The 21622-nt window shown below is 59.4% G+C and carries 21 protein-coding genes; 20 read left to right on the top strand and 1 reads right to left on the bottom strand.

Going from position 1 to position 21622, the window contains the following annotated elements:
- Positions 1-113: 113 nt before the first annotated feature.
- The gene (locus ACZ5BO_RS01015) at positions 114-1163 is read left to right on the top strand and encodes a hypothetical protein (protein WP_025132131.1); all 1050 of its coding nucleotides are present in this window, start codon (positions 114-116) and stop codon (positions 1161-1163) included.
- 25 nt (positions 1164-1188) lie between these two features.
- On the opposite strand, the gene ACZ5BO_RS01010 is transcribed toward ACZ5BO_RS01015, so the two are convergent.
- Positions 1189-2022, bottom strand: coding sequence for an AraC family transcriptional regulator (locus ACZ5BO_RS01010; protein ID WP_025132132.1), 834 nt, complete (start codon positions 2020-2022; stop codon positions 1189-1191).
- Between the two features lie 344 nt (positions 2023-2366).
- Between ACZ5BO_RS01010 and ACZ5BO_RS01005 the strand changes: the two genes are divergently transcribed.
- The 19 genes from ACZ5BO_RS01005 to glmS all read left to right on the top strand — a co-directional run bounded on the left by ACZ5BO_RS01005 (position 2367) and on the right by glmS (position 21487).
- Positions 2367-3758, top strand: coding sequence for an amino acid permease (locus tag ACZ5BO_RS01005; RefSeq protein WP_464697791.1), 1392 nt, complete (start codon positions 2367-2369; stop codon positions 3756-3758).
- 57 nt (positions 3759-3815) lie between these two features.
- Entirely contained in the window at positions 3816-4646 is an 831-nt protein-coding gene (locus tag ACZ5BO_RS01000) for a phytanoyl-CoA dioxygenase family protein (protein ID WP_025132134.1), read from the top strand.
- A 194-nt stretch (positions 4647-4840) separates the two neighbouring features.
- Positions 4841-5182 (top strand): hypothetical protein, encoded by a 342-nt coding sequence (locus tag ACZ5BO_RS00995; RefSeq protein WP_464697789.1) that lies wholly within the window; start codon positions 4841-4843, stop codon positions 5180-5182.
- A gap of 560 nt (positions 5183-5742) precedes the next feature.
- A complete protein-coding gene (mnmG, locus tag ACZ5BO_RS00990; RefSeq protein WP_464697787.1) occupies positions 5743-7635 on the top strand; it encodes a tRNA uridine-5-carboxymethylaminomethyl(34) synthesis enzyme MnmG in 1893 nt (630 codons plus the stop codon).
- Entirely contained in the window at positions 7632-8276 is a 645-nt protein-coding gene (rsmG, locus tag ACZ5BO_RS00985) for a 16S rRNA (guanine(527)-N(7))-methyltransferase RsmG (protein ID WP_025132137.1), read from the top strand. Before mnmG ends, rsmG begins: the two co-directional genes overlap by 4 nt.
- 18 nt (positions 8277-8294) lie before the next feature.
- Positions 8295-9092: a ParA family protein gene (locus tag ACZ5BO_RS00980; RefSeq protein ID WP_025132138.1), complete on the top strand. Its 798-nt coding sequence runs from the start codon at positions 8295-8297 to the stop codon at positions 9090-9092.
- Positions 9093-9101: 9 nt separating this feature from the next.
- Positions 9102-9974 (top strand): ParB/RepB/Spo0J family partition protein, encoded by an 873-nt coding sequence (locus ACZ5BO_RS00975; RefSeq protein WP_025132139.1) that lies wholly within the window; start codon positions 9102-9104, stop codon positions 9972-9974.
- Positions 9975-10122: 148 nt separating this feature from the next.
- The gene (locus ACZ5BO_RS00970) at positions 10123-10530 is read left to right on the top strand and encodes a F0F1 ATP synthase subunit I (RefSeq protein WP_025132140.1); all 408 of its coding nucleotides are present in this window, start codon (positions 10123-10125) and stop codon (positions 10528-10530) included.
- A gap of 16 nt (positions 10531-10546) precedes the next feature.
- Entirely contained in the window at positions 10547-11419 is an 873-nt protein-coding gene (gene atpB, locus ACZ5BO_RS00965) for a F0F1 ATP synthase subunit A (RefSeq protein ID WP_025132141.1), read from the top strand.
- 133 nt (positions 11420-11552) lie between these two features.
- Complete coding sequence (gene atpE / locus ACZ5BO_RS00960; RefSeq protein WP_002555987.1) at positions 11553-11810, top strand: F0F1 ATP synthase subunit C; 258 nt, start codon at positions 11553-11555, stop codon at positions 11808-11810.
- A gap of 57 nt (positions 11811-11867) precedes the next feature.
- On the top strand, positions 11868-12338 hold the full coding sequence (locus ACZ5BO_RS00955; protein WP_025132143.1) for a F0F1 ATP synthase subunit B: 471 nt from the start codon (positions 11868-11870) through the stop codon (positions 12336-12338).
- A gap of 12 nt (positions 12339-12350) precedes the next feature.
- A complete protein-coding gene (locus tag ACZ5BO_RS00950) occupies positions 12351-12887 on the top strand; it encodes a F0F1 ATP synthase subunit delta (protein WP_025132144.1) in 537 nt (178 codons plus the stop codon).
- A 21-nt stretch (positions 12888-12908) separates the two neighbouring features.
- The gene (gene atpA / locus ACZ5BO_RS00945; RefSeq protein WP_025132145.1) at positions 12909-14453 is read left to right on the top strand and encodes a F0F1 ATP synthase subunit alpha; all 1545 of its coding nucleotides are present in this window, start codon (positions 12909-12911) and stop codon (positions 14451-14453) included.
- 50 nt (positions 14454-14503) lie between these two features.
- Complete coding sequence (atpG, locus tag ACZ5BO_RS00940) at positions 14504-15364, top strand: F0F1 ATP synthase subunit gamma (protein WP_011064382.1); 861 nt, start codon at positions 14504-14506, stop codon at positions 15362-15364.
- Positions 15365-15391: 27 nt separating this feature from the next.
- Positions 15392-16768, top strand: coding sequence for a F0F1 ATP synthase subunit beta (gene atpD / locus ACZ5BO_RS00935; RefSeq protein WP_025132146.1), 1377 nt, complete (start codon positions 15392-15394; stop codon positions 16766-16768).
- Between the two features lie 45 nt (positions 16769-16813).
- Positions 16814-17239: a F0F1 ATP synthase subunit epsilon gene (locus ACZ5BO_RS00930; RefSeq protein ID WP_011064380.1), complete on the top strand. Its 426-nt coding sequence runs from the start codon at positions 16814-16816 to the stop codon at positions 17237-17239.
- A gap of 115 nt (positions 17240-17354) precedes the next feature.
- Positions 17355-18722 (top strand): bifunctional UDP-N-acetylglucosamine diphosphorylase/glucosamine-1-phosphate N-acetyltransferase GlmU, encoded by a 1368-nt coding sequence (glmU, locus tag ACZ5BO_RS00925; RefSeq protein WP_025132147.1) that lies wholly within the window; start codon positions 17355-17357, stop codon positions 18720-18722.
- A gap of 151 nt (positions 18723-18873) precedes the next feature.
- Positions 18874-19644 (top strand): DeoR/GlpR family DNA-binding transcription regulator, encoded by a 771-nt coding sequence (locus ACZ5BO_RS00920; RefSeq protein WP_177330338.1) that lies wholly within the window; start codon positions 18874-18876, stop codon positions 19642-19644.
- Positions 19645-19654: 10 nt separating this feature from the next.
- A complete protein-coding gene (gene glmS / locus ACZ5BO_RS00915) occupies positions 19655-21487 on the top strand; it encodes a glutamine--fructose-6-phosphate transaminase (isomerizing) (RefSeq protein WP_464697781.1) in 1833 nt (610 codons plus the stop codon).
- The last annotated feature ends 135 nt before the right edge of the window (positions 21488-21622 follow it).

Raw genomic sequence — 21622 nt, 5'->3', positions numbered from 1 at the left:
ATGTCTGCCCATTCCGCCGAGCGGAAGCCCCCACGCGTGGGTATCGCGATCCGACCTCGATTCAGTAGCATGTGGGGCTCAATTATCCACTCCCCCTGATCAAGGATCGATCTATGACCTTGCCACGACTTCGATTTGCCTTGCCCACCCTGGCCCTATCGCTTGCCCTGTCGGGGTGTGCGCCCAATCAGTTCATGAGCGCTGAAGGCACCCGGGATGATCCACGCTATTCGCAGTTGCTGGACCTGATCGATGAAGCACTCAAATCGGACATGGCCGTGGTGTTGGTGGCTGATCTGACACCGCACCCCAAGCTGGGAGATGCAATGGCCATGACCCAGTACACCACCCGGGTCATCTGGATGAACGAAGCGGCACCGCAGGTGACCTTCAGCCGCGGCTTCCAGAATAATTCGCTGCAAAAGGACACCAAGACGGTCTACCTGTTCCAGTCGTTCGAAGTTCATGTCTTGCCACCGGGCAAGTACTTGCTGACTGGCGGTGATGATTACCGGTTGAATGCCCAGCTCGACCAGGTCGGTGCCAAGAATGGCGCGATCGGCTCGGGGCGCGGTGCCAACGGCACCTCCTATCTGTCGCCGGAACTCTATCGAGAGTTCTACAAGCAGACCAACTGGCATGACGCCAGCTACCTGACGGAGACCAAGACCCGCACGGTCTGCACTGCCGTGCACATGGCTTCGGGGGCCTGTGTGAGCCAGGGGGAGCAACAATACAACGACACCAGGCAGACCGGGGCAGCGGGCTACCGTGAAGATACGCAGTACCGCGATATCCCCGCGATCAAGGTGCAGTCGCGCATTCCCCCCAAGCAGGCATTGGCCAGCTTTACCCTCAAAGGCGGCCAGTTGGTGCTGAGCCAGCGCATGCACCTGAAAACTCCCAGCTACAAGTACCAGCAGTCCGGGTGCCGAGCGGTCGAACCCAAGATGATCGAGTGTCCTTTGGAGAACATGACTGTCTACACCCGCCCGGCGCCAATGGAGTTTTCGCAGAAGTTCATCGCCCAGCGCAAGAACCTCAGCGCGCAACACCAGCAGATGCTGTCCAGGCTTGAACCCATGCAGATTACGCCGCTGGGCAAGCAAGGCCTGGAAGACCCGGTCTGGGGCGTCCCGGTGTCCTTGCGTGCGGGAAAATAAGCCACCACCTGCTAGTGCGCTCTACTTACCCCAGCGGCAAATAGATCCGCGTTTGCAACTGCGCCGGCGGGGTACTGCGCGGGTCGTTCACATACTGTTCGAACATCGGAAAGTTCGCCGGTATCAAGCCGCTGCCGGGCAACCATTCGGAGAACATCCAACTGTAGGCTTTGCCCATCTCGTTGTAGGGGCCGGTATAGCTCAGGATCGCATAGCGTCCTTCGGGGATGTCGAACCTTTCCAGGTCTTCCCCCAGGTGGGCATCCGGATCGACCGATAGGCCAGCCAGTGAACGCTGTTGCGCCGGCGGCACCTGTTCGGGATCGTCGAAGTACACGCCAAAACCACAGGCATCCGGCTGGGCAAGGTCCCGGCTGGCTGCCAGCATGAAGAGCCGGGTGAACACTGGGCCGATCTCCTGATAGCTGCCGCGGTGGGGCAATGTTGCCAGGGTGACGCCGGGGAAGGTTTCTAGAGTGATGGGGTACATGCCTGACTCCTCGGGAGCGAAAGGGCGGGAACGGGTTTCGCGATAGCGGCCGGGGGGCAACCCGAACGTAGCGGCAAATGCCCGGTTGAAGGCGGCGCTCGATTCGTACCCGGCCCGCGAAGCCACCTCATGCACTGCCTCCTGCGACCCGGCCAATGCCACCGCTGCCTGGTGCATGCGGATACGTTGCACCGAGGCATTCACGGTCTCTCCCAGCATCGCTCGGTAGATACGGTGAAAGTGATAAGGCGACATGCAGGCCAGATCCGCCAGTTGGTACAGATCCGGATCGCAGTGAGGGTGGCTGGCCAGCCACCGCAGGACCGGTTCCATGCGTTGGGCGTAGTGGATTCGCGTTGCGGGTTTCATGGGGGCCTCCTTGGCGGTCCACTGTATGAGGGGGCGATTTGCAGATTTTGCGATTTTAGCCCCCTCGCTCCGAGCCGGATCATCGGTGCCCATCGGCGTTACCTTTGTCCCCCTTTCCTGGTGGGGCTCGGTTGCGTAACACTCAAATTGCCAGGATTGGCTCATTTAGCCGCATTACTTGGCGTCTTCGCCTTCATTTCTGCGTTATTTACCGGACTTCCCCAGGTGGTTCCCAATTTGCATCGAGACCTGGTGTACAGGTTCGTACATCCGAAGAAATCGAGTCGGCAACAGAGCCGATGGCCATCGATTTCTCTCAGGTCCCGTGCATTCAAGGAACAGTCATGGCTAACGCAAGCACCGCTCTACATCGCGGCCTGAGCACTCGGCACATCCGTTTCATCGCCCTGGGCTCGGCCATCGGAACAGGTCTGTTTTATGGTTCAGCGGCAGCCATTCAGCGAGCCGGGCCGTCGGTACTGCTGGCCTATCTGATCGGTGGCGCCGCGATATACCTGACCATGCGTGCCCTGGGCGAAATGGCGGTGAAGAACCCGGTGTCCGGATCATTCAGCCATTACGCCAGCCAGTACCTGGGCCGTTTTGCCGGCTTTCTTACCGGCTGGAGCTACGCCTTCTCGATGTTGATGGTGTGCCTGGCAGATGTCACCGCCTTCGGCATCTACATGGGATTCTGGTTTCCCGATACCCCACGCTGGATCTGGGTACTGGGCATAGTCCTGGGCATCGGTGCGCTGAACCTGTGCAGTGTGCGGGTCTTCGGCGAGATGGAATTCTGGCTGTCCCTGCTCAAGGTCGGGGCAATCATTGCGATGATCGCCGGCGGCTTTACCCTGTTGTTTTTCGGAATCCAGCTGGGGCAGGGCACGGAAACCGCCAGCCTGAGCAACCTGTGGATGCATGGCGGCTTCTTCCCCAATGGCCTCGAGGGCATGATCGCGTCCTTCACCGTGGTCATGTTCGCCTTCGGCGGCATCGAAGTGATCGGCATCACTGCGGGAGAGGCCAAGGATCCGCAGCGCATGATCCCTAAGGCGATCAATTCGGTACCGCTGCGCATCCTGATTTTCTACGTCCTGACCTTGCTGGTGTTGTTGACCCTGTTTCCCTGGTCTGGAATCGGTAGCCAGGGCAGCCCCTTCGTTCAGATATTCAGTGGCCTGGGGATAAGTTCGGCGGCCAGTGTGTTGAACCTGGTGGTGATTTCCGCAGTGATCTCTGCCATCAACAGCGATATTTTCAGCGCCGGGAGGATGCTGTACGGCATGGCTTCCATTGGCCAGGCCCCGCAGGCTTTCGCCAGGACCACCGAGTCCGGGGTGCCGTGGATGACGGTTCTGGTGATGTCCGGGGCATTGTTGCTAGGGGTCCTGCTCAATTACCTGGTACCGCAAGAGTTGTTCCTGATCTTTGCTTCGATGGTGACCTTTTCGGTGGTCTGGGTCTGGCTGATGATCCTGCTTTCGCAAATGGCCATGCGCCGTGGGCTGAGTCCGGATGAGATCGCGGCCTTGCACTTTCCCGTGCCTTTTGGTGCTGCGGGCCAGATCTGCGCGGTGCTTTTCATGTTGTTCATCTTCGTTGTGCTCGGCACATTCCCCGAAACCCGCCTGGCACTCTATGTCGGGGGAGGCTGGCTGTTGCTGCTGTCGCTGGCCTACTGGATCTGGATCCGGCCCGGCCGGATGGCCGCCGGGGAAATCACCTTGAATTGAGTGGCAATCGTCGCACCTGGCAACAAGACGCTCTGAACGAATGAAAAGGAAATCACCATGCAAACATTTCAATTGCCGGAATCCACCCTCGAAGCTTTTCAGCGCGATGGTGCCGTATGTATCCGCCAACTCTTCAGCGCTGACGAAGTGGCTCTGCTGGAGCAGGGAATCGAACAGAATCTGGCCAGCCCCAGTGAACGAGCCAAGGTGGCCAGCAGTGCGGATGACCCTGGCTGGTTTTTCGAGGATTTCTGCAATTGGCAGGACAATCCCCAATACCGCCAGTTCATCTTCAACAGCCGGGTGGGGCACGTCGCCAGCCAGCTGATGCGCAGCAACAGCGCCCGGTTGTACCACGATCATCTGTTGGTCAAGGAACCCAACACTCGCCAGCCCACGCCCTGGCACCAGGATCAGCCGTACTACAACGTAGAGGGACGGCAGAACTGCAGCATGTGGATGCCCGTGGATCCGGTGGCGCGCGAGTCAACCCTGGAATTTGTCGCCGGCTCCCATCTGGGCCCCTGGCTGATGCCCAGGACCTTTCTCGACAACCAGGCCAAGTGGTTTCCCGAAGGTAGCCTTGCCGATCTCCCGGATATCGAAGCCGACCGGTCAGCCTGGAACATCCTTGGCTGGGCCCTGGAACCCGGGGATGCGGTGTTTTTCCACATGCTGACCCTCCACGCTGCAGGAGGTGTGGGCGGTGCTCGCCGACGCCGGGCGTTCTCCTTGCGCTTTCTTGGCGAGGACATGTGTCATGCGCCGCGGCCGTGGCGCACCTCGCCAGAGTTTCCGGGGCTGGCGAGCGAACTGGAGGGAGGAGCGCCGATGGAACATCCACTGTTCCCTCGCCTGTGGCCACTCACCCAGGAAGGACAAGGCTGAAGAACTCAACACGGCATTGCGGCGCACTATCCGCTGGTATTTCAGATTGATCTGATATTCGTGCCGGGCAGGGCCGGCCAGCATGTCGCGCCGCTGCTGTCACGCGGACATGCTTCGTCGGGTGACGACCGCATGGAAAACTCCGGCAATGTGATTGCCGCCCTGTACACAACGCGGGAGATGAAAGGGTGTTTATGCGCTTTTATGCTTGTCTTGCCATCTTGAGCCTGGCCCTTGTCCATCAGGCTGCCTGGGCTCAACCCTCCACCGATAAGGCGCCAGCGGCGACGGGTGTCGCCGCCTTCGAGTCGCCGGCTTCCGTGCCAGCAACACCTGCTCCTGGGGACAGTTCGATTGCCCAAGGGAACGACAGCCCCTTGTCCACAGAGGACACCTGGCCAAAGGATGAAATAACCGGTGAACAAGGCATCGAAGGGATCAAAGCGCTGCTGAAGAAATACTGGCTGGTCCTGATCGTCTTGTTTCTGGGGGGAAGCTGGTGGGTTCAGGGACGCTTGACCAAGCGCTCCGATTAGCTCACCGCCTTCCTTTCTGTTCCACAGACAGGCTCTTGCAGCCTGTCTGACTCGTCTGTTGTCCCTCTGCGCTTCATTTTTGCCAGCTCTTGCGGTCCTGGTACGACCTGCCCTGCCTGATTTTCATCCACAGAGGGTATTCCTGTGGATTAAGCCCTGTGCATAACTGCCCTTGTGGGCGGTTGATAACCGGGCTTCAAAACTGAGGAAAAACCCCTCTGTGGATAACCACCCCTTTAATCCACAGGCTTAAAGCGCTTATCCAAGGGCCTCATGACCACCTAACCACAGAGTTCAAAACCTCTGTACATATTGAATAATAAGGCCTTCAGAGCTTTATCCACAGATAGGGTGCTGTATAAGAATAAACATAAAAACAAGGTTTTAATAAATTTCTTTCTTTTTAATTTCTATTGTCCGTGAGTCATCCACAGCTGGTTAAATTTTGTTCAAAGGGTTCTTTAGGAAGGGCGAAGTCCCTATACTTGCCGCCTTGGTCCAAAAACCAACCCAACAACTACTCCTAATTACTCCTACTTGAAGCAGGCACGAGGTGCGTGGTGGATTTCCCTTCCCGTTTTGAAGTGATCGTCATCGGCGGCGGTCATGCCGGTACCGAGGCAGCACTTGCATCAGCACGCATGGGGGCAAAAACCCTGTTGCTGACGCATAACGTGGAAACCCTCGGAGCCATGAGCTGCAACCCCGCAATTGGCGGGATCGGCAAGAGCCATCTGGTCAAGGAAATCGATGCCCTGGGCGGCGCGATGGCCATGGCCACCGATAAAGGTGGTATTCAGTTTCGCGTCTTGAACAGCCGCAAAGGCCCAGCCGTGCGCGCTACTCGCGCCCAGGCCGACCGCGTTCTGTACAAGGCCGCGGTACGCGAGATTCTGGAAAACCAGCCCAACCTGTGGATATTTCAACAGGCGGCCGACGACCTGATCGTCGAGCAGGATCAGGTACGTGGCGTCGTGACTCAGATGGGCCTGCGTTTCTTCGCCGAATCCGTGGTGTTGACCACCGGAACCTTCCTCGGCGGACTTATCCACATCGGCATGCAGAACTATTCCGGCGGTCGGGCCGGTGATCCGCCCTCGATTGCCCTGGCGCAACGACTGCGGGAGCTGCCGTTACGTGTCGGCCGCCTGAAAACCGGCACCCCGCCGCGTATCGATGGCCGTTCTGTGGATTTCTCGGTGATGACCGAGCAACCCGGCGATACGCCGATTCCGGTGATGTCGTTCCTGGGCTCGAAGGAACAGCATCCGCAGCAGGTCAGCTGCTGGATTACCCACACCAACGCCCGCACCCACGAGATCATCGCCTCGAACCTCGACCGTTCGCCGATGTACTCCGGGGTGATCGAAGGCATTGGCCCACGCTACTGCCCGTCGATCGAAGACAAGATCCACCGCTTTGCCGACAAGGAAAGCCACCAGGTCTTCATCGAACCCGAAGGCTTGACCACCCATGAGCTGTACCCGAACGGGATATCCACATCCTTGCCGTTCGATGTGCAGTTGCAGATCGTGCAATCGATCCGCGGCATGGAAAACGCCCACATCGTGCGTCCGGGCTATGCCATCGAATATGACTACTTCGACCCGCGGGACTTGAAGTACAGCCTGGAAACCAAGGTTATCGGCGGTCTGTTCTTTGCCGGACAGATCAACGGCACCACCGGTTACGAAGAGGCCGGAGCCCAAGGTTTGCTGGCCGGGGCCAATGCGGCACTGCGTGCTCAAGGCAAAGACAGCTGGTGCCCGCGTCGCGACGAAGCCTACATCGGCGTGCTGGTAGACGACCTGATCACCCTGGGTACCCAGGAACCGTACCGGATGTTCACGTCCCGGGCGGAATATCGCCTGATCCTGCGCGAAGACAACGCTGACCTGCGTCTGACCGAAAAAGGTCGCGAACTGGGCCTGGTGGATGACGTGCGCTGGGCCGCGTTTTGCAAGAAGCGTGAAGAAATTGCCCTGGAAGAGCAGCGCTTGAAGTCCACCTGGGTTCGCCCGGGCACCGAGCAGGGCGATGCCATCGCGCAAAAATTCGGTACCCCGCTGACTCACGAATACAACCTGTTGAACCTCTTGAGCCGTCCGGAAATCGACTACGCTGGTCTGGTCGAAGTGACTGGGCAGGGCGCAGAAGACCCGCAGGTCGCGGAACAGGTTGAGATCAAGACCAAGTACGCCGGTTACATCGACCGTCAGCAGGACGAGATTGCCCGGCTGCGTGCCAGCGAAGACACCAAGCTGCCTGTGGATATCGACTATTCCGGTATTTCCGGACTGTCGAAGGAAATCCAGAGCAAGCTCGGCGCGACCCGTCCGGAAACCCTGGGCCAGGCCTCACGGATTCCTGGCGTGACCCCGGCGGCGATTTCCCTGTTGATGATTCATTTGAAAAAACGCGGCGCGGGCCGTCAGTTGGAGCAAAGCGCTTGAGTTCGTTGGTTACCTCGAAACACGCCGAAGAGTTATCCACAGGTGCTCGCCAGCTTGGCGTCAGCCTGAGCGAAACCCAGCAGCAATTGCTGCTGGGCTACCTGGCCCTGTTGATCAAATGGAACAAGGCCTACAACCTGACCGCGGTGCGCGATCCCGACGAAATGGTTTCCCGCCACTTGCTCGACAGCCTGAGCGTGATGTCGTTCATCGAAAACGGCCATTGGCTGGATGTCGGTAGCGGCGGCGGCATGCCCGGCATCCCGCTGGCGATCCTGTTTCCCGAGTCGCAGGTCACCTGTCTGGACAGCAACGGCAAGAAAACCCGGTTCCTGACCCAGGTCAAACTGGAGCTCAAGCTGGACAACCTGCAAGTTATCCACAGTCGGGTCGAAGCCTTCACGCCTGAACGGCCGTTCAACGGGATCATTTCCCGGGCGTTCAGCAGCATGGAAAACTTCACCAGTTGGACCCGCCACCTCGGCGACCGCGATACACGCTGGCTGGCAATGAAGGGCGTCCATCCCTCGGATGAGCTGTTAGCATTGCCGGCAGACTTCCACCTCGATAGCGAACACGCCTTGGCCGTACCCGGTTGCCAAGGCCAACGCCATCTGCTGATACTGCGCCGCACGGCATGATTGGGAACACAAGCAAGAATGGCTAAGGTATTCGCGATAGCGAACCAGAAAGGTGGCGTGGGCAAGACCACCACCTGCATCAACCTCGCAGCATCCCTGGTAGCGACCAAGCGCCGGGTGCTGCTGATCGATCTCGATCCACAGGGCAACGCCACCATGGGTAGCGGTGTGGATAAACACGGTTTGGAAAACTCGGTCTATGACCTGCTGATCGGCGAATGCGACTTGGCCCAGGCCATGCACTATTCCGAGCACGGCGGTTATCAATTGCTGCCGGCCAACCGCGACCTGACCGCCGCGGAAGTGGTGCTGCTGGAAATGCAGATGAAGGAAAGCCGTCTGCGCAGCGCCCTGGCACCGATCCGTGAGAACTACGACTACATCCTGATCGACTGCCCGCCGTCGCTGTCGATGCTCACCCTCAATGCCCTGGTGGCCGCCGATGGGGTGATTATCCCCATGCAGTGCGAGTACTACGCCCTGGAAGGCTTGAGCGACCTTGTGGATAACATCAAGCGCATCGCTGAACTGCTCAACCCGGAGCTGAAGATCGAAGGCTTGCTGCGGACCATGTTCGACCCGCGCCTGAGCCTGATGAACGATGTGTCGGCGCAGCTCAAGGAACACTTCGGTGATCAGCTCTACGACACCGTGATTCCGCGCAACATCCGTTTGGCCGAGGCGCCGAGCTACGGCATGCCGGCATTGGCGTACGACAAACAATCCCGTGGCGCGCTGGCCTATCTGGCCTTGGCGGGCGAGATGGTTCGCCGGCAACGTAAACAATCGCGCGCCGCAGCCGCCCAGCCAACTTAAGGAATCCCCATGGCCGTCAAGAAACGAGGTCTCGGACGTGGACTGGATGCACTGTTGAGTGGTCCGACTGTCAGCGCACTGGAAGAACAAGCGGTGCAGGCTGACCAGCGTGAACTGCAACACCTGCCCCTGGACCTGATTCAGCGCGGCAAGTACCAGCCGCGCCGGGACATGGATCCGCAAGCGCTGGAAGAACTGGCGAACTCGATCAAGACCCAAGGGGTTATGCAGCCGATCGTGGTGCGCCCTATCGGTGGTGGTCGTTTCGAGATCATCGCCGGTGAACGCCGCTGGCGTGCCAGCCAGCAGGCTGGCCAGGAAACCATCCCGGCGATGGTCCGCGATGTCCCCGATGAAACCGCCATTGCCATGGCATTGATCGAGAACATCCAGCGCGAAGACCTCAATCCCATCGAAGAAGCGGTAGCCCTGCAGCGCCTGCAGCAGGAATTCCAGCTGACTCAGCAACAGGTCGCCGAGGCGGTGGGCAAGTCCCGCGTCAGCGTGGCCAACCTGCTGCGCCTGATTGCCTTGCCTGAGGTGATCAAGACCATGCTGTCCCACGGCGACCTGGAGATGGGGCACGCCCGTGCATTGCTCGGATTGCCGGAAAATCAACAGGTTGAAGGGGCGCGACACGTTGTCGCACGAGGCCTGACGGTGCGCCAGACAGAAGCCCTGGTACGCCAGTGGCTGAGCGGCAAGCAGGAGCCTGCCGAACCGGTCAAACCGGACCCGGATATCGCTCGCCTCGAGCAGCGCCTGGCCGAGCGCCTGGGCTCTGCGGTGCAGATCCGCCACGGGAAGAAGGGCAAAGGTCAGCTGGTGATCGGCTACAACTCCCTGGATGAGCTGCAAGGCGTCCTCGCTCACATCCGCTGAAACATTTCCTTATGTAGCGCGCAGTCGGAAATCACTACCCGGCAGTTGAATAGGGGCTGAACCGCCCCTATACTCTGCGCGCATTTTGTCGGCACAAATTATGCCAAGTTATTGAATTCTGGCAGCCGACCCTTGAGGAGCAAGAGCGATGGAAACCCGCACGCCAAACCGCTTGCCGTTTCATCGCTTGGCGGTTTTTCCGGTTTTATTGGCTCAGTTGGTCATTCTACTGATAGCCGCTCTGGCGCTCTGGCAATGGCGTGGAGTCGTAGCCGGATACTCAGGCCTTTGCGGAGGACTGATAGCCTTGCTACCCAATGTGTATTTCGCTCACAGGGCATTTCGGTTTTCCGGCGCCCGAGCAGCCCAAGCCATCGTCCGGTCTTTTTATGCCGGTGAGGCGGGCAAACTGATTTTGACGGCGGTGCTGTTTGCACTGACGTTTGCAGGTGTGAAGCCATTGGCGCCGCTGGCTGTATTCGGCGTCTTCGTGCTGACCCAGATGGTCAGCTGGTTCGCTCCCCTGCTAATGAGAACAAGACTTTCGAGACCTTAGGGCGTTTGAGGCAACCATGTCAGCAGAAACAACCGCTTCGGGCTATATCCAGCACCACTTGCAGAACCTGACCTTCGGTCAGCTACCCAATGGGAGCTGGGGCTTTGCCCACTCCGCAGCAGAAGCCAAGGAAATGGGCTTCTGGGCATTCCACGTCGATACCCTCGGCTGGTCTGTCGCACTGGGTGTGATCTTCATTCTTCTGTTCCGCATGGCGGCCAAGAAGGCGACTTCCGGCGTGCCGGGCGCTTTGCAGAACTTCGTCGAGGTGATGGTTGGCTTCGTCGATGGCAGCGTGAAGGACAGCTTCCACGGTCGCAGCCCGGTGATTGCACCGCTGGCGCTGACCATTTTCGTCTGGGTGTTCCTGATGAACGCCATCGACCTGGTACCGGTGGACTGGATTCCACAACTGGCCATGTTGATCTCGGGCGATCCGCACATTCCATTCCGTGCGGTTTCCACTACTGACCCGAATGCGACCCTGGGCATGGCCCTGTCGGTGTTCGCACTGATCATTTTCTACAGCATCAAGGTCAAGGGCATCGGCGGCTTCATCGGCGAACTGACCCTGCATCCGTTCGGCAGCAAGAACATCCTGGTTCAAGCGCTGCTGATTCCGGTGAACTTCCTGCTGGAGTTCGTGACCCTGATCGCCAAGCCAATCTCTCTGGCACTGCGTCTGTTCGGCAACATGTATGCCGGCGAACTGGTGTTCATCCTGATCGCTGTGATGTTCGGCAGCGGCCTGCTGTGGCTCAGCGGGATGGGTGTGGTTCTGCAATGGGCGTGGGCTGTGTTCCACATCCTGATCATCACCCTGCAGGCCTTTATCTTCATGATGCTGACCATCGTCTACCTGTCGATGGCGCACGAAGAGAACCATTAAGACCAGTCTCGGCTAGTCTGATGTCCCTCTCGTTGCGGCGAGAGGGAGCCCGTCTCGGGCTCGATGAAACGATTTGTTTTACCGCTTTAATCTAAAAAACCTAAACCATACGACGTAAAAGTCGGGAGGAAAGATGGAAACTGTAGTTGGTCTAACCGCTATCGCTGTTGCACTGTTGATCGGCCTGGGCGCACTGGGTACCGCAATTGGTTTCGGCCTGCTGGGCGGCAAGTTCCTGGAAGGCGCAGCGCGTCAGCCAGAAATGGTTCCAATGCTGCAAGTTAAAATGTTCATCGTTGCCGGTCTGCTCGACGCCGTAACCATGATCGGTGTTGGTATCGCTCTGTTCTTCACCTTCGCAAACCCCTTCGTTGGTCAACTCGCTGGCTAATCACTCGATTCTTCGAGTTGATTGGTGTGACGGACAACGAACGAGCGAGGTGTTGGCGTGAACATTAATGCAACCCTGATTGGCCAGTCCGTTGCGTTCTTAATTTTTGTATTGTTCTGCATGAAGTTCATTTGGCCTCCGGTCATTGCTGCTTTGCACGAACGTCAAAAGAAGATCGCGGATGGATTGGACGCTGCCAACCGAGCAGCTCGTGACCTGGAACTGGCCCAAGATAAAGCGGGTCAGCAACTGCGCGAAGCAAAAGCTCAGGCAGCTGAAATCATTGAGCAAGCCAAGAAGCGCGGTTCTCAGATCGTCGACGAAGCCCGTGAACAGGCTCGTGTCGAAGCTGAACGTGTGAAGGCTCAGGCTCAGGCCGAGATCGAACAGGAACTGAACGGTGTCAAAGACGCGCTGCGTGCCCAACTGGGTAGCCTGGCAGTCAATGGTGCAGAGAAGATCCTGGGTGCCACAATCGATCAAAACGCGCACGCAGAGCTGGTTAACAAACTGGCTGCTGAAATTTAAGCGAGGGCGATCATGGCAGAATTGACCACGTTGGCCCGACCTTACGCTAAGGCGGCCTTCGAGCACGCTCAGGCCCACCAGCAGCTGGCCTCTTGGTCAGCCATGCTCGGCCTGGCTGCAGCGGTGTCACAAGATGACACCATGCAGCGCGTGCTTAAGGCCCCGCGACTGACGAGCGCAGAAAAGGCCAGCACTTTTATTGAAGTGTGTGGCGACAAGTTTGATGCACAGGCACAGAATTTCATTCACGTTGCCGCCGAAAACGATCGTCTCCTGCTGTTGCCGGAGATCTCGGCTCTGTTCGACCTGTACAAGGCCGAGCAAGAGAAGTCGGTAGATGTGGATGTCACCAGTGCTTACGCATTGAACCAAGAACAGCAAGACAAACTCGCCAAGGTTCTCAGTGCACGGCTCGGCCGGGAAGTGCGACTGCACGCTGCGGAGGATGCCAGCTTGATTGGTGGCGTCGTAATCCGCGCCGGCGACCTGGTTATCGATGGCTCGATTCGCGGCAAACTCGCGAACCTTGCCGAAGCATTGAAATCTTGAGTTTGAAGGGGCAGCAGAGCAATGCAGCAACTCAATCCTTCCGAAATAAGTGAAATTATCAAGGGCCGCATCGACAAGCTCGATGTGACCTCCCAAGCCCGTAACGAAGGCACTGTCGTCAGCGTTTCTGACGGCATCGTGCGGATTCACGGTCTGGCCGACGTTATGTACGGCGAGATGATCGAGTTTCCGGGCGGCGTCTACGGTATGGCCCTCAACCTGGAGCAAGACTCTGTAGGTGCCGTTGTATTGGGCGCTTACCAGTCTCTGGCTGAAGGCATGAGCGCCAAGTGCACCGGCCGCATCCTCGAGGTTCCTGTTGGTAAGGAACTGCTGGGTCGCGTAGTCGACGCACTGGGTAACCCAGTTGACGGCAAAGGTCCGCTGAACAACACCGAGACCGATGCGGTCGAGAAAGTTGCTCCAGGCGTGATCTGGCGTAAGTCGGTAGACCAGCCTGTACAGACTGGCTACAAGGCTGTCGATGCCATGATCCCGGTCGGCCGTGGCCAGCGTGAGCTGATCATCGGTGACCGTCAGATCGGTAAGACCGCTCTGGCGATCGACGCGATCATCAACCAGAAAGACAGCGGCATTTTCTGCGTCTACGTAGCCATCGGTCAGAAGCAATCGACCATCGCCAACGTGGTTCGCAAGCTGGAAGAAAACGGCGCCTTGGCCAACACCATCGTGGTGGCTGCCAGTGCTTCCGAATCTCCTGCGCTGCAGTTCCTGGCACCGTACTCCGGTTGCACCATGGGCGAATACTTCCGCGACCGCGGTGAAGACGCACTGATCGTTTATGACGATCTGTCCAAGCAGGCAGTGGCTTACCGCCAGATCTCCCTGCTGCTGCGCCGTCCACCAGGCCGTGAAGCTTACCCAGGCGACGTGTTCTATCTCCACTCCCGTCTGCTGGAGCGCGCATCCCGCGTTTCGGAAGAGTACGTAGAGAAGTTCACCAACGGCGCAGTGACCGGCAAAACCGGTTCCCTGACCGCACTGCCGATCATCGAAACCCAGGCTGGCGACGTTTCCGCGTTCGTTCCGACCAACGTGATTTCCATCACCGACGGTCAGATCTTCCTGGAATCGGCCATGTTCAACTCTGGCATCCGTCCAGCTGTGAACGCCGGTGTTTCGGTATCCCGTGTGGGTGGTGCCGCTCAGACCAAGATCATCAAGAAGCTGTCCGGTGGTATCCGTACCGCTCTGGCTCAGTACCGTGAACTGGCGGCATTCGCCCAGTTCGCCTCTGACCTGGACGAAGCGACCCGCAAGCAACTTGAGCATGGTCAGCGCGTTACCGAGCTGATGAAGCAGAAGCAATATGCGCCGATGTCCATCGCCGACATGTCCTTGTCCCTGTATGCCGCTGAACGCGGCTTCCTGACGGACGTCGAGATTGCCAAAGTTGGTAGCTTCGAACAGGCCATGATTGCTTACTTCAACCGCGATCACGCCGAACTGATGGCGAAGATCAACGTGAAGGGTGACTTCAATGACGAAATCGACGCTGGCCTGAAAGCCGGTATCGAGAAGTTCAAAGCCACCCAAACCTGGTAAGCCGCAGCGGGAGCCGCAAGGCTCCCGCTTGCTAACCTGATAGGTGTTACATGGCAGGCGCAAAAGAGATTCGCAGTAAGATTGCGAGCATCAAAAGCACGCAAAAAATTACCAGCGCCATGGAAAAAGTGGCGGTCAGCAAAATGCGCAAGGCACAAATGCGCATGGCTGCTAGCCGTCCTTATGCGGAGCGCATCCGCCAGGTTATTGGTCATCTGGCCAACGCCAACCCGGAATATCGTCACCCCTTCATGATCGACCGTGCTATCAAGCGCGTCGGTTACGTTGTGGTGAGCAGTGACCGTGGTCTGTGTGGTGGCTTGAACACCAACCTGTTCAAGGCCCTGGTCAAGGACATGGCGGTAAACCGCGAACAAGGCGTCGAGATCGATCTGTGTGTGGTCGGTAGCAAGGGTGCGGCCTTCTTCCGCAACTTCGGCGGTAACGTCGTTGCAGCTATCAGCCATCTGGGTGAAGAGCCGTCGATCAATGACCTGATCGGCAGCGTCAAGGTGATGCTGGATGCGTACCTGGAAGGCCGGATCGACCGCCTGTCCGTGGTATCCAACAAGTTCATCAACACCATGACCCAGCAGCCGACCGTGGAGCAGTTGATTCCACTGGAGGCAACCCCGGATCAAGAACTCAAGCACCACTGGGACTACCTCTACGAACCGGATGCCAAGGAGCTGCTGGACGGCTTGATGGTCCGTTACGTTGAGTCGCAGGTCTACCAGGCGGTGGTCGAGAACAACGCAGCTGAACAAGCGGCGCGGATGATCGCAATGAAGAACGCTACCGACAACGCCGGTGATTTGATCAGCGATTTGCAGCTGATCTACAACAAGGCGCGTCAGGCTGCGATCACCCAAGAGATCTCGGAAATCGTCGGCGGCGCTGCCGCGGTTTAACGGTTCAAATATTCAGAGGATCCAGCTATGAGTAGCGGACGTATCGTTCAAATCATCGGCGCCGTTATCGACGTGGAATTTCCACGCGACAGCGTACCGAGCATCTACAACGCGCTGAAAGTACAAGGCGCGGAAACCACTCTGGAAGTTCAGCAGCAGCTGGGCGACGGCGTGGTTCGTACCATTGCGATGGGTTCCACCGAAGGCTTGAAGCGCGGTCTGGACGTTGTCGACACCAAGGCAGCCATCTCCGTACCGGTCGGTAAAGCGACCCTGGGCCGGATCATGGACGTTCTGGGCAACCCGATCGACGAAGCCGGTCCAATCGACACCGACGAGCGTTGGGGCATTCACCGCGCCGCTCCGTCCTTCGCAGACCAGGCAGGCGGCAACGACCTGCTGGAAACCGGCATCAAGGTTATCGACCTGGTTTGCCCGTTTGCCAAAGGCGGCAAGGTTGGTCTGTTCGGTGGTGCCGGTGTAGGCAAGACCGTAAACATGATGGAACTGATCCGTAACATCGCCATCGAGCACAGCGGTTATTCCGTGTTCGCCGGTGTGGGTGAGCGTACTCGTGAGGGTAACGACTTCTACCACGAGATGAAGGATTCCAACGTTCTGGACAAAGTGGCACTGGTTTACGGTCAGATGAACGAGCCGCCGGGCAACCGTCTGCGCGTAGCCCTGACCGGCCTGACCATGGCCGAGAAGTTCCGTGACGAAGGTAACGACGTTCTGCTGTTCGTCGACAACATCTATCGTTACACCCTGGCCGGTACCGAAGTATCCGCACTGCTGGGCCGTATGCCTTCGGCAGTAGGCTACCAGCCGACCCTGGCTGAAGAGATGGGCGTTCTGCAAGAACGTATCACTTCGACCAAGGAAGGTTCGATCACCTCGATCCAAGCGGTATACGTACCTGCGGACGACTTGACCGACCCGTCGCCAGCGACCACCTTCGCCCACTTGGACGCCACCGTCGTTCTGTCCCGTGACATCGCTTCCCTGGGTATCTACCCAGCGGTAGACCCACTGGACTCGACTTCCCGTCAGCTGGACCCGAACGTGATCGGCAACGAACACTACGAGACCGCTCGCGGCGTTCAGTATGTACTGCAGCGTTACAAAGAGCTGAAGGACATCATCGCGATCCTGGGTATGGACGAACTGTCGGAAGCCGACAAGCAGTTGGTATCCCGCGCTCGTAAGATCCAGCGCTTCTTGTCGCAGCCGTTCTTCGTGGCTGAAGTCTTCACCGGTTCTCCAGGTAAATACGTTTCCCTGAAAGACACCATCGCGGGCTTCAAAGGCATCCTCAACGGTGACTACGACCACCTGCCAGAACAAGCGTTCTACATGGTCGGCGGCATCGAAGAAGCGATCGAGAAAGCCAAGAAACTGTAATCCCGGCGCCCGGCAACGGGCGCTAATTTAGGTTGAGGCAAGCAGATGGCTATGACAGTCCATTGCGATATCGTCAGCGCGGAAGGGGAAATCTTCTCCGGTCTGGTGGAGATGGTGGTTGCGCACGGTGAACTGGGTGATCTTGGTATCGCTCTGGGTCACGCACCGCTGATCACCAATCTGAAGCCAGGTCCGATCCGCTTGATCAAGCAGGGCGGGGAAGCCGAGGTGTTCTACATCTCCGGTGGTTTCCTCGAGGTTCAGCCGAACATGGTCAAGGTTCTTGCCGACACCGTGCAACGTGCTGCCGACCTGGACGAAGCCTCCGCTCAGGAAGCCGTCAAGGCTGCTGAGAAGGCCCTGAATGAAAAAGGCGCAGATTTCGACTACGGTTCTGCTGCTGCACGTCTGGCCGAGGCTGCAGCTCAGCTGCGCACCGTCCAGCAGATCCGCAAGAAGTTCGGCGGCTAAGTCGCAGGCTTTCTGTGTGATTGATTAAAAAGGGTAGCCTCGGCTACCCTTTTTATTTTCCGCCATTCACCCCCCTCTTGGTCGCAGTCTGACCTTCCAGGATTGGTAGCCAGTCATGTCTCTCGAAATCGTTATCCTCGCCGCAGGCCAGGGCACCCGCATGCGTTCGGCGCTGCCCAAGGTGCTGCACCCGGTCGCCGGCAACTCCATGCTCGGGCATGTTATCCACAGCGCCCGGCAACTCGATCCACAGCGCATCCACGTGGTGATCGGCCACGGTGCCGATGCCGTGCGCGAGCGTCTGGCCGCGGACGACCTGAATTTCGTGCTGCAGGACAAGCAACTAGGCACCGGCCACGCCGTGGCCCAGGCGGTGCCCTTCATTACTGCGGACACCGTATTGATTCTCTACGGCGACGTGCCGCTGATCGAAGTCGAGACCCTGCAGCGCCTGCTCCAGCAGGTGGGCCCGGAGCAACTGGGCCTGCTCACCGTTGAGCTGGATGACCCGACCGGCTACGGGCGCATCGTCCGTGACGGCAATGGCAAGGTCACCGCCATCGTCGAGCAGAAGGATGCCGACGAAGCCACGCGGGCCATCACCGAAGGCAACACCGGAATCCTCGCGGTGCCCGGCAAGCGCCTGGGCGACTGGACCGGCCGCTTGTCCAACAACAACGCCCAGGGCGAGTACTACCTCACCGACGTGATCGCCATGGCGGTCAGCGACGGCCTGATCGTCGCCACCGAGCAGCCCCACGACGCCATGGAAGTGCAGGGCGCCAACGACCGCAAGCAACTGGCTGAACTGGAGCGTCACTACCAGCTGCGGGCCGGACGCCGGTTGATGGCCCAGGGCGTGACCCTGCGCGACCCGGCACGCTTCGACGTGCGCGGCGACGTCACCGTGGGCCGCGACGTGCTGATCGACATCAACGTGATTCTCGAAGGCCGGGTGGTGATCGAGGACGACGTGGTGATCGGCCCCAACTGCGTGATCAAGGACAGCACCCTGCGCAAGGGCGTGGTGATCAAGGCTAACAGTCATCTCGATGGCGCGGTCATGGGCGAGGGCAGCGATGCCGGCCCGTTCGCCCGCCTGCGCCCCGGCACCGTGCTGGAAGCCCGTGCTCATGTGGGTAACTTCGTCGAACTGAAGAACGCCCACCTGGGCCAGGGCGCCAAGGCCGGCCACCTGACCTACCTGGGCGACGCGGTGATCGGTGCACGCACCAACATCGGCGCCGGCACCATCACCTGCAACTACGACGGGGTGAACAAGCACAAGACCGTCATGGGCGAAGACGTGTTCATCGGCTCCAACAACTCGTTGGTGGCGCCTGTGGATATCTCTAGCGGTGCCACCACCGCTGCCGGCTCCACCATCACCCAGGATGTGGCTCCGGCCCAACTGGCGGTAGGCCGGGCACGGCAGAAGAACATCGACGGCTGGAAACGGCCGGAAAAGATCAGCAAGGGCTGAAGTTATCCACAATCCCTTCGCCGGCAAGCCGGCTCCTACACCGATCGGTAGGAGCCGGCTTGCCGGCGAATTTTTTCACCTCCGTGCTTGACGAAGTTTCGATCTTGGGTTTTTATTGCTTCCGTTATCTTTCGAATCGAAACTTAAAGCCATCATGTCGAAACGCAACACACCCCAACGTCGCCACAACATCCTTGCCTTGCTCAATGAACAGGGCGAAGTGAGTGTCGACGAGCTGGCCAAGCGTTTCGAAACCTCGGAAGTTACGATTCGAAAGGACCTGGCTGCCCTGGAAAGCAATGGTTTGCTGCTGCGCCGCTACGGTGGAGCGATCACCATGCCCCAGGAACTGGTCAGCGATCTTGGCCAGCCCGTATCCCTCTACAAGCAGGCCATTGCCCGTGCCGCGGTGCAGCGTATCCGTGAACATGCGCGCATCATCATCGACAGCGGCAGCACCACCGCCGCGATGATCCCCGAACTGGGCCTGCAACCTGGCCTGGTGGTCATGACCAACTCGCTGAATGTGGCCAACGCCCTGAGCGAGCTGGAGCACGAACCGGTGCTGTTGATGACCGGTGGCACCTGGGACCCGCATTCCGAGTCCTTCCAGGGCCAGGTGGCCGAGCAGGTTCTACGCTCATACGACTTCGACCAACTGTTTATCGGTGCCGATGGCATCGACCTGGCCCGTGGCACCACCACCTTCAACGAGCTGCTGGGCTTGAGCCGAGTCATGGCTGAAGTGGCCCGGGAAGTGGTGGTGATGGTCGAATCCGACAAGATCGGCCGCAAGATTCCCAACCTGGAGCTGCCATGGAGCAGCGTCCATACCCTTATTACCGATGATCGCCTGCCCTTAGAGGTCCGCGACCAGATCCAGGCCCGCGGCATAACCCTGATTTGCGCGGCTGTCAGCTAGGAGAGAAACCATGTGTGGAATTGTTGGCGCCGTTGCTGAACGCAATATCACCGCCATTTTGCTGGAAGGCCTCAAGCGCCTCGAATACCGCGGCTACGACAGCGCCGGTGTGGCGGTCTACACCAACGCTGGCAAGCTCGAGCGCATGCGCCGCCCGGGCAAGGTCAGCGAGCTGGAGCAAGCCCTGGCCGCTGAGCCGTTGATGGGCCGTCTGGGCATCGCCCACACCCGCTGGGCCACCCACGGCGCTCCGTGCGAGCGCAATGCCCACCCGCACTTCTCCGGCGACCTGGCGATCGTGCACAACGGCATCATCGAGAACCACGAGGCCCTGCGGGCTCAGCTCAGTGCCCTGGGCTACGAATTCGCCTCGGACACCGACACCGAAGTCATCGCCCACCTGCTCAACCACAAGCTCAAGGACCTGGGCGACCTGACCGTCGCGCTCAAGGCCACGGTCAAGGAACTGCACGGTGCCTACGGCCTGGCAGTGATCAGCGCCAGCCAGCCGGACCGCCTGGTTGCGGCCCGCAGCGGCAGCCCGCTGGTGATCGGCCTGGGCCTGGGAGAGAACTTCCTCGCCTCCGACCAACTGGCCCTGCGCCAGGTCACCGACCGGTTCATGTACCTGGAAGAAGGCGACATCGCCGAGATCCGCCGCGACAGCGTGCAGATCTGGGACATCAGCGGCAAGGCCGTGGAACGTGAAGCCGTGCAGTACCGCGACGGCGCCGAAGCCGCGGACAAGGGCGAGTACCGCCACTACATGCTCAAGGAAATCCACGAGCAGCCGTCCGTGGTGCAGCGCACCCTGGAAGGCCGCCTGAGCGCCAACCAGGTGTTGGTCCAGGCCTTCGGCCCCCAGGCTGCCGAGCTGTTCGCCAAGGTGCGCAATGTGCAGATCGTTGCCTGCGGCACCAGCTACCACGCCGGCATGGTTGCCCGTTACTGGCTGGAAGAACTGGCCGGCATTCCGTGCCAGGTCGAAGTGGCCAGCGAGTTCCGCTACCGCAAGGTGGTGGTGCAGCCCGACACCCTGTTCGTGACCATCTCCCAGTCCGGTGAAACCGCCGACACTCTGGCCGCTTTGCGCAACGCCAAGGAGCTGGGCTTCCTCGCCAGCCTGGCGATCTGCAACGTCGGCATCAGCTCGCTGGTGCGTGAGTCGGACCTGACCCTGCTGACCCAGGCCGGCCGTGAAATCGGCGTGGCCTCGACCAAGGCCTTCACCACCCAACTGGTGGGCCTGCTGCTGCTGACCCTGTCCCTGGGCCAGGTGCGTGGCACCCTGGCGGCCGGCGTGGAAGCCGAGCTGGTGGAAGAACTGCGCCGCCTGCCGATTCGCCTGGGCGAAGCCCTGGCCATGGATGCGGTGGTGGAGAAGACCGCCGAACTGTTCGCCGACAAGCACCACACCCTGTTCCTCGGCCGTGGCGCCCAGTACCCGGTGGCGATGGAAGGTTCGCTCAAGCTCAAGGAAATCTCCTACATCCACGCCGAAGCCTACCCAGCCGGCGAGCTCAAGCACGGCCCGCTGGCCCTTGTGGATAACGACATGCCGGTGGTCACCGTGGCGCCGAACAACGAACTGCTGGAGAAGCTCAAGTCCAACCTGCAGGAAGTCCGTGCCCGTGGCGGCGAGCTGATCGTGTTCGCCGACGAGCAGGCGGCCATGACCAATGGCGAAGGCACCCACGTGATCCAGATGCCGCATATCCACGACATCCTCTCGCCGATCCTCTACACCATCCCGCTGCAGCTGCTGTCCTACTACGTGGCGGTGCTCAAGGGCACCGACGTCGACCAGCCGCGCAACCTGGCCAAGTCGGTGACGGTGGAGTGAGTTATCCACAGCGGGACGTCGCTGTGATCGTAAACATTTGAGTCTGTTTCGCTTGGAGCCGCCGTGGGCTCCAGGCGACTACTTACTCTGCCACCTTTGTGCTGATGTGCAGTCCTAGATGCGCCTGGTTGCTGC

This window comes from Pseudomonas sp. FFPRI_1 (assembly GCF_055384485.1).
Note: the sequence above shows the minus strand (reverse complement) of the source record. Positions and strands in the feature narration are given on the sequence as shown.